Here is an 8,033-nt window from a genome sequence, read left to right as displayed (position 1 = left end):
CCATGAGTCGGACGACGTGGTTGCCTACTCGGCGCGCAGCATGGGTAAATTAAATGTCCAGATCATCATGGAAAAACTGGGCGGCGGCGGTCATCTGACCATGGCGGGCGCTCAGATTCGGGGCATCGACCTGGAGGAAGCACACCAGAGACTGATTCAGGCCATCGACGAATACTATGACACACTGGAGGATAAGGACCAGCCCAAGGCGCTGACCAGCGACCTTGGACCGGTGCAGATGGTTCCAGGCGAGGAATTAAAACCTGACGACAAGGAAAAACCGGCGCCGGAAAAATCCGACAGCAAATAGAAGAAAAGAAACAGACGAAAGGAAACGAGTATCATGAAGGTAATTCTGACACAGGACGTTAAAGGAAGCGGAAAGAAAGGCGAGCTGATCAACGCCGCCGACGGTTATGCAAGAAACTTCTTGCTGCCAAAGGGTCTGGCAATTGAGGCAAACAATCAGGCCATCGGTGAGCTGAAGGCAAAGGAAGCCTCCAAGCAGCACAAAATCCAGGTGGAGAAGGAAGCTGCCATGGCTTCTGCAAAACAGCTTGAGGGTAAGACAGTCAAACTGACTGCCAAAGCCGGAGCAGGCGGCAAGCTGTTCGGCTCGGTAACCACCAAGGAGATCGCCGACGCCATCACTGCACAGTACGGTGTGGCTGTGGACAAAAAGAAGATCAACGTCAACGAGATCAAAGCCTTCGGCACCTACACTGCCGAGATCAAACTCTACACCGGCATCTCCGCAAAGATGACCGTGGATGTTGGAGAATAAAGGACACCAAAGCCGTCTCAGAGATTTTCGGGGACGGCTCTGTCTGTCTGAAAGGCAAACCAGAGGGAGAGGAAAGGGGAGAGACATCGGATGCCAGAGGAAAATCTGGAGCTTGTGACAGAGCAGCTTCCGTTTAGTATGGAGGCCGAACAGTCGGTGCTGGGCGCCATTCTCATCGAGCCGGAATGTATCAGCAAGGTGCTGGAGCTGCTGACGCCGGAGAGCTTCTACCGGCCGCAGCACCAGCAGCTGTTTTCGATCATGCTGGGGATGTTCACCTCCGCCCAGCCCATCGACTTTATCACCGTGCTGGAAAAGGCAAAGGCGGAGAAGGTGTTTCTCAGCGACGCCGACGCCAAGGTCTATCTGACCCAGCTGGTGCAGGTGGTGCCAGGAGCTGCCAACGTCGAAGCCTATGCCCGCGTGGTGCAGGAAAAATACTATGTCCGCTCGCTGGTGGGTGTGGCAAAGAACATCATCGCAAGCTCGGAGAAAAACGATGCCGACGCCCGCAGCCTGATGGAATTTGCCGAGCAGAAGCTCTATGAGATCCGTCAGGGCAAGGACGCCACCGGTCTGGTAAAGGTCGACCGCGCCATCTTTGAGCTGTACGACAAATTGCAGCGCATCTCGGGCGACGACAAAAACCAGTACGTCGGCATTCCGACCGGATTTTCGGCGCTGGACAGCCTGACCACCGGCTTAAACCGCACCGACCTGATTCTGCTGGCGGCGCGTCCGGCGATGGGTAAATCGTCGTTTATGATGAACATTGCCTCCAACGTGGCAAAGCAGGGACATGCGGTCGCCATCTTCTCGCTGGAGATGAGCCGCGAACAGCTCATCTCCCGACTGCTTTCCTCCGATGCGCTCATCCAAAACTCCCAGCTGCGCAGCGGAAACTTAAGTGTGGACGACTGGACCAAGCTGGCTGTCTCGGCGCAGACCATCGCCCGCATGCCGATGTACATCGACGACACCGCCGGCATCACCGTCGCCGAGATGAAGGCAAAGCTGCGCAGAATCCACAACCTGGGTCTGGTGGTCATCGACTATCTGCAGCTGATGAGCTCGGGACGTCGCATCGAAAACCGTGTGCAGGAGGTGTCTGAGATCACCCGAAACCTCAAGATCATGGCAAAGGAGCTGGATGTGCCGATCATCACCCTGTCCCAGCTGTCGCGAAGCCCTGATAAGCGCACCGGCGACCACCGTCCGGTGCTGTCCGACCTGCGTGAGTCCGGTTCGATCGAGCAGGACGCCGACCTTGTCATGTTCCTGTACAGGGACGAATACTATAACGAGGACAGCGAGGACAAAGGCGTTGCCGAGGTCATCGTGGCAAAAAACCGTCACGGCGCCACCGACACCATCAAGCTGGCCTGGGACGGCCAGTACACCCGCTTTGTCAGCAGGGAGTTGTTCCGCGATGCGCCGTAAGGTTTTGCAGACCATCCGTCAGTACAACATGGTGCAGCAGGGAGATCGTGTGCTGGTTGGTTTTTCCGGCGGCGCCGATTCCACTGCGCTGCTCACGCTGCTGTGGCAGCTGCGTGAGCAGCTTGGCATCACGGTGATGGCCTGCCACCTCAACCACTGTCTGCGCAAGGAGGAGTCCGAGCGCGACGAGGCGTTTGTGCGCACCTTCTGTCAGCGGCGCGGAATTCCACTGGTTGTGGTGCGGGCAGATGTGAAAGCAGGCGCAGCAGCGGCAGGACAGTCGGTGGAAACCTACGCCCGCAAGCTGCGCTATCAGGTCTTTGCACAAGCGGTGGAAAATCTCGAAGGTCTGCTGCACGGAGACTGTCCCGATCTTCCGCAGGGCAGTACCGTCACTTTTTGGGAGGGAGCGAAAGAAGGGGATGTTTGTCCCGAACCGAGTAGCTCTGCAATTTTGGCAGAGAGTGTCGGTCCCGAACCGGACAGTATCAATTTTGAAATTTCTCAGCACCTCTGTCCCGACCAAGCAGACAGCAAAGGTACCGAACCAGACAGTAGCAATTTTGAAATTCCCGCAGGAAACTCCCGTTCCACAGCAGACGGTAGCAATTTTGAAATTCCTGCAGGAAACTCCCGTTCAACATCAGACAGTAGCAATTTTGAAATTTCTCAGCAATTCTGTTCCACAGCAGACCGCAGAGGTCGTGAAACGACCTCTTGTAGCAATCTTGAAATTCCCGCAGGAAACTCCCGTCCCACACCAGACCACAGAGGTCGCTCTGCGACCTCTTGTAGCAATTTTGAAATTTCCATAGGAAATTTCAAAATTGCTACCGCGCACACCCTCAATGATAACGCGGAAACGCTGCTGTTTTACCTTGCCAGAGGGACCGGCTTAAACGGTCTGGGCGGAATTCCGCCGGTGCGGGACAAGATTATCCGTCCGCTCATCGACTGCTCCCGCGAGGAAATTGAGCAGTTCTGCGCCGAGCAAGGACTACATTTTGTCCACGACAGCACCAACGACAGCGACGACTACACCCGAAATTTTATCCGTCACCGGCTCCTGCCGCTGATGCAGGGATTAAACCCTTCCTTTTTGCAGGGAGCGCAGCACCTGAGCCGGATGGCGCGGGAGGAAAACGACCTGTTGCAGCAGCAGACAAAAGAGGCGCTCGAACAGCTGACGGTAAAACACCAGCCGCTGACCCTCTCGCGGGAAGGATTTTTGCAGCTGCATCCGGCGCTGCGGCATCGGGTGCTGTTGTGGATGCTGACCGAAGCAGGCATCGAGCCGGATTTTCGCAAGGTGCAGCAGATGGAGCAGCGGGTTTGCAGAGGCGGCGGCAAAACTGAGCTTCGCCTGGGAGTGGCGCTGTGCGCCGACCGCCGGCAGTTCTGGATGGATGAGGCGGTGTTCTATCCGCATCAGCGCCAGCCCTACTTTGAACAGCCGTTTGCCGAAGGGACAATCGAGCTGTTTTGCGGCAAAAGCATCGAGGTGACCATCCTTGATGCGCAAGAATATAAACTTTTCTTTAAAAAAGACCCCAGCATCTTAAAAAATGCGGTCGATTGTGATAAAATGAAGGATATTGCGGTGTTCCGTCAACGCAAGGACGGCGACCGCATGACCGTCTGCTCAAACCGAGGAGCCAATACGGGATCGAGACCTTTAAAAAAGATGTGGATCGACGCAAAGATTCCGCAGACCGAACGATGGAAAACAGCGGTGCTCAGTGACAGCACCGGTGTTTTGTGGGCAGAAGGATTTGGCTGTGACCGGCACGCGGCGCCGGATGAGCAAAGCAGGAGGATCGCCCTGATTCGGGTAATCCAGACGCCGGCTTTGTAAGGAGGGTATTTGTGATGAAAAAAATGCAGGATGATATCTTAAAGGTTCTGCTTTCCGAAGAACAGATTAAAGCAAAGGTCGATGAGATCGGCCGTCAGATCACCGAATATTATCAGGACAAAAACCTGCTGATGGTCAGCGTCCTCAAGGGCTCGGTGGTATTCATGGCGGACCTGATGCGTGCGGTGGATTGTCCGGCGCGCATCGACTTCATGTCGGTGTCCAGCTACGGCAGCGGCACCAAGACCTCCGGTGTGGTCAAGATCATCAAGGATCTGGACCTGAATCTGGAGGGATACGATCTGCTGCTGGTCGAGGATATCCTTGACAGTGGCAAGACACTGTACTATCTGCGCGAAATCTTGCAGCGCAGAAATCCGTCGAGCATTCGCATTGCGACATTGCTCAACAAACCTGCCCGCCGTCAGGCGGATATTGCGCCCGACTATTCCTGTTTTGAGGTACCGGACGAATTTGTCGTCGGATACGGACTGGATTACGATGAAAAATATCGCAATCTGCCGTACATCGGTGTGCTCAAACCAGCCGTATATACAAAGTAATTTATCGCAAAATTTAATGAGACAGGAGTGAATCATTGGTGCCGAAAAAATCAAAAGGAATTATCATGTACCTGGCGATGTTTGGCCTGCTCATCGTGCTGCTGTTTGCAATGATGTCGATGGATAAGCCGGTTTCTACCCTGAAATATTACCAGGTACTGGACTATTTTAAGCAGGATAAGGTGGAGGAATACCAGATCGACTACAACAGCGGCGAACTGACCCTCAAGCTGAAGGATCAGGACCAGCTGGTCACCTACGATCTGGCAAGCATCAGCCAGTTTAACGAGGATGTCGCACCGTACATCGAACAGTATGAACAGACAAGCGACACCACCTTCAAACGAAACTATCTGCCTGCAAAGGATCAGTCGCTGATTGCGGCGCTGCTGCCGACTTTGCTGCTGCTGGGCGGCATGGCGGTGCTGTGGATCTTCATGATGCGTCAGGCCGGCGGAGGCGGCGGCAAGATGAACACCTTCGGCAAGGCAAAGCCTAAACCGGTGGAGGACGGACGAAAGGTCACCTTCCGCGATGTAGCGGGTGCTGACGAGGAAAAGGAGGAGCTGGTCGAAGTCGTCGAGTTCCTCAAGGACCCCAAGAAGTTTAACTCGCTGGGCGCACGTATTCCGAAGGGCGTCCTGCTGATGGGCCCTCCTGGAACCGGTAAGACGCTGCTGGCGCGCGCAGTAGCGGGCGAAGCAGGCGTGCCGTTCTATTCGATCTCCGGTTCCGACTTTGTCGAGATGTTCGTCGGCGTCGGTGCATCCCGTGTGCGTGACCTGTTCGACCAGGCCAAAAAGAGCGCACCGAGCATCATCTTCATCGACGAGATCGACGCTGTGGGCCGCCACAGAGGCGCTGGCCTGGGCGGCGGTCACGATGAGCGCGAACAGACCCTCAACCAGTTGCTGGTAGAGATGGACGGCTTTGGCGCCAACACCGGCGTCATCGTCATGGCGGCAACCAACCGCCGCGACATCCTTGACCCTGCGCTGCTGCGTCCGGGACGTTTTGACCGCCAGATCGTGGTCGGCTATCCTGACGTCAAGGGCAGAGAGGACATCCTGAAGGTACACACCAAAAACAAACCGCTGGGTCCTGACGTTGACCTGAACGTCATCGCCAAGACCACCGTCGGCTTTACCGGTGCGGATCTGGAGAACCTGGTCAACGAAGCAGCACTGCTGGCAGCACGCCGCGGACGCAAGGCGCTGACCATGGTGGACATCGAGGAAGCGACCATCAAAGTGGTTGCCGGCCCTGAGAAGAAGAGCCACGTCGTTCCTGACAAAGATAAACGCCTGACCTGTTTCCATGAGGCAGGCCATGCAGTCAGCACCTACTACTGTGAGACACAGGATAAGGTGCATGAAATTTCGATCATTCCGCGCGGCATGGCTGGCGGCTACACCATGAGCCTGCCGGAGGAGGACCGCAGCTATCAGACCAAGAAGGGCATGCAGGAGAACATCGTCACCCTGCTGGGCGGCCGTATCGCCGAAAAGCTGGTGCTCGACGACATCTCCACCGGCGCCTCCAACGACCTGGAGCGTGCCACCAAGATTGCCCGTGCGATGGTCACCCGTTATGGCTTCTCCGATCGTCTTGGCCCGATCGTCTACGGTCAGGATGACAACGAAGTATTCCTGGGCCGTGACTTTGGTCATACCCGCGACTACTCCGAAACGGTCGCTGCACAGATCGACGAGGAGATCCGTGCAGTCATCGACGAGGCCTACGACCAGTGTGAGTCGATCCTCAACGAACACATGGATCAACTGCACAAGGTGGCAGAGTTCCTGTATGAGTTTGAGAAAATCAATAGCGCCGACTTTGAGCGCCTGATGAAGGGCGACATGAGCGTCTTTGACGAGCACCGTGCAAAGAAGAGCGATACCAAGCCGATGAATCCGGTGGAACAGCCTTCCGCTGCAGATGCGCCGGCACAGTTCCCATCCGAACCGGAAAAGCCGCAGGAGGACAACAGCCTTCCGTTCCCGTCCCACAAAGAGGATATTTCGGAAAAGGCAGCTTTCCTGCCGGACGAATCCAACGACGATAAGGAATAAGCACGAATAAACAGTAAAAAGGAGCACGGTCACAGGACCGTGCTCCTTTTTTTATGGAAAATGGACAGGGTGCATCTTTGCAGAAAAAGAAAGGACGCTTCCAAACGGAAACGCCCTTTCTCTGTGGGAAACAGGTAATAAGTGGTTGTCTGAATTTAAAAGTCAGCTTTCCAGCTAACATATTCAGTATAATCTAAATATGTAGACCAGTCAACCATTTTTCGGTAAAATCAGACAATTTACTAAAAATTGCAGAGCAGTCAGATGGAGTTCACTTGTTTTTCACAAAAAAGCGACATTTTTTTGAAGAGAATATACTATTCTTCGACAAAGCGAACAGCAGTGCCGTAGGCAATGATCTCTGCAGCGCCCTGCATAATAGCGGAGGAAGCATAGCGGACGTTGACGATGGCATCGGCGCCCAGCTGCTGAGCCTCCTCCACCATGCGCTTGGTAGCGATGGCGCGCGCCTCATTCATCATATTGGTGTAATCGACGATCTCACCGCCGACCAGTGTTTTGAGCCCCGACAGGATGTCGCGGCCGATATTTTTGGAGTGGACGGTGCTTCCGCGCACCAGCGACAGGGTTTCCAACTTTTTGCCGGAGATGTAATCAGTATTTACGATAATCATCCGTATCCTCCTTTTTAATCTCCCGAATGCGTGAGACGGCGTTGTAGACAAGCGCAGCGACCAGCGGGAGAAAGATAATCAGCGCAAAGGGAGCAGCGAAGCCGACAACGAGAAAGTACAGGATCACCAGCGCAGTGATGACCACAGTGGCAACGATGCCGGCGGTTTTTCCAGGTTTTTTCATCAAAAAATTCCTCCTTTGCTTAAGGAGAGAATACCACGCACTTTGTAAAAAGTCAAGAGATTTTATCGAAAGAAGGGAGAAGAGACAGAGGTCTTTCTCCCTTCTTTCGATAAAATCTTTTTGTAGGAGTTTAACAGGGTAGCCCCTGCGGAAACGATTATGGGGCTACGCGCCCCATGCCCGCGGAAACTTTCTTGTGTGAAGAAAGTTTCACAAAGAGCACACCAAAAACCTCCTGGTTTTTGGAATTCAGAAGTTTGCAAAACTTCACGAAAGGGGCAAGCCCCTTTTGAAACCCCATTCTCCCAAGAGAGAATCTGCAACGACGTAACCTCATGCTGCCCAAAGCGGCAGGTGCAATACCTGACATCCTCCTGTTGGCGGAGCAGACAGGGGGAGAGAACTTCGCTTTGCGAAGTTCCCGAGGGAGTATCTTTATTACACCTAAGTTCGGAGAATGGACCTTGTCCATTCTCGGGACCGCACACAAAAAAGTAAGG

General features: G+C 54.4%; 7 protein-coding genes and 1 pseudogene. 6 read left to right on the top strand and 2 right to left on the bottom strand.

What is annotated here, in order from left to right:
• The 6 genes and pseudogenes from Q0L39_RS09500 to ftsH all read left to right on the top strand — a co-directional run.
• A pseudogene (locus Q0L39_RS09500) lies at nt 1-175 on the top strand (DHHA1 domain-containing protein); the annotation flags it as partial.
• A 168-nt stretch (nt 176-343) separates the two neighbouring features.
• Nucleotides 344-784, top strand: a complete 441-nt coding sequence (gene rplI, locus Q0L39_RS09495; RefSeq protein WP_296628683.1) for a 50S ribosomal protein L9 — start codon at nt 344-346, stop codon at nt 782-784.
• A 90-nt stretch (nt 785-874) separates the two neighbouring features.
• Nucleotides 875-2,224 carry a replicative DNA helicase gene (gene dnaB / locus Q0L39_RS09490; protein ID WP_296628681.1) on the top strand — a complete coding sequence of 450 codons (1,350 nt, stop codon included), beginning with the start codon at nt 875-877 and terminating at the stop codon, nt 2,222-2,224.
• Complete coding sequence (tilS, locus tag Q0L39_RS09485; RefSeq protein WP_296628678.1) at nt 2,214-4,079, top strand: tRNA lysidine(34) synthetase TilS; 1,866 nt, start codon at nt 2,214-2,216, stop codon at nt 4,077-4,079. Before dnaB ends, tilS begins: the two co-directional genes overlap by 11 nt.
• Nucleotides 4,080-4,102: 23 nt before the next feature.
• The gene (gene hpt / locus Q0L39_RS09480) at nt 4,103-4,642 is read left to right on the top strand and encodes a hypoxanthine phosphoribosyltransferase (RefSeq protein WP_296628689.1); all 540 of its coding nucleotides are present in this window, start codon (nt 4,103-4,105) and stop codon (nt 4,640-4,642) included.
• Between the two features lie 77 nt (nt 4,643-4,719).
• The gene (ftsH, locus tag Q0L39_RS09475) at nt 4,720-6,714 is read left to right on the top strand and encodes an ATP-dependent zinc metalloprotease FtsH (RefSeq protein ID WP_296628686.1); all 1,995 of its coding nucleotides are present in this window, start codon (nt 4,720-4,722) and stop codon (nt 6,712-6,714) included.
• Between the two features lie 317 nt (nt 6,715-7,031).
• Here the strand turns inward: ftsH and Q0L39_RS09470 are convergent, their stop codons facing one another.
• Nucleotides 7,032-7,349 (bottom strand): YbjQ family protein, encoded by a 318-nt coding sequence (locus Q0L39_RS09470; RefSeq protein WP_296628676.1) that lies wholly within the window; start codon nt 7,347-7,349, stop codon nt 7,032-7,034.
• Nucleotides 7,330-7,533, bottom strand: coding sequence for a hypothetical protein (locus Q0L39_RS09465; protein ID WP_296628675.1), 204 nt, complete (start codon nt 7,531-7,533; stop codon nt 7,330-7,332). Before Q0L39_RS09465 ends, Q0L39_RS09470 begins: the two co-directional genes overlap by 20 nt.
• Between the last annotated feature and the right edge of the window lie 500 nt (nt 7,534-8,033).

The organism is uncultured Negativibacillus sp. (assembly GCF_944388365.1).
Classification (GTDB): Bacteria; Bacillota; Clostridia; order Oscillospirales; family Ruminococcaceae; genus Negativibacillus.
Note: the sequence above shows the minus strand (reverse complement) of the source record. Positions and strands in the feature narration are given on the sequence as shown.